This window comes from Roseateles sp. P5_B10 (assembly GCF_056400485.1).
Genome location: NZ_JBFULE010001390.1, coordinates 1 through 823, shown reverse-complemented (window position 1 = coordinate 823; position 823 = coordinate 1). Strand labels below are relative to the sequence as shown.

The window sequence follows — 823 nt, the reverse complement described above, 5'->3', positions numbered from 1 at the left end:
CCGAGACGCAGAGCGACCCGCTGCTGCGCGCCTACGACACCCTCATCATCGACGAGGCCCACGAGCGCAGCCTCAACATCGACTTCCTGCTCGGCTATCTGCGTGAGCTATTGCCGCGCCGGCCCGACCTGAAGATCGTCGTCACGTCGGCCACCATCGACGCGGACCGGTTTGCGCGGCATTTCGAGTCGAGCAAAGGTCCCGCGCCGGTGCTGACGGTGTCGGGGCGACTATTCCCGGTCGAGCAGCGCTACCGGCCCTTCGAGGAAAGCCGCGAGTACGACCTGAACAACGCGATCACCGACGCGGTGGACGAACTGTGGCGCGAGGGCGGCGGCGACGTGCTGGTCTTCCTGCCCGGCGAGCGCGAGATCCGCGAGGCGGCCGAGGCGCTGCGCAAGCACCACCCGCCGGGGGTGGAGGTGCTGCCGCTGTTCGCGCGGCTGTCGCAGGCCGAGCAGGACAAGGTCTTCGAGCCGCATGGCCAGCGCCGCATCGTGCTGGCCACCAATGTGGCCGAAACCTCGCTCACAGTGCCGGGCATCCGCTATGTCATCGACCCTGGCCTGGCGCGGGTGAAGCGCTACAGCTACCGCAACAAGGTCGAGCAGTTGCTGATCGAGCCGGTCAGTCAGGCGGCTTCGAATCAGCGCGCGGGCCGCTGCGGCCGCGTGTCCAACGGCATCTGCATTCGCCTGTACAGCGAGAAGGAATTCAACGAGCGGCCCAAGTTCACCGACCCCGAGATCCTGCGCAGCAGCCTGGCCGGCGTCATTCTGCGCATGAAGGCGCTGCACCTGGGCGAGGTCGAGCGCTTCCCCTT

Annotated in this window: 1 protein-coding gene; it reads left to right on the top strand. The window is 67.6% G+C overall.

Annotation, left to right across the window (positions count from 1 at the left end):
- The coding region (locus AC1DU6_RS33540) for a helicase-related protein (protein ID WP_477862670.1) at window positions 1-823 on the top strand (823 nt) is incomplete at both ends.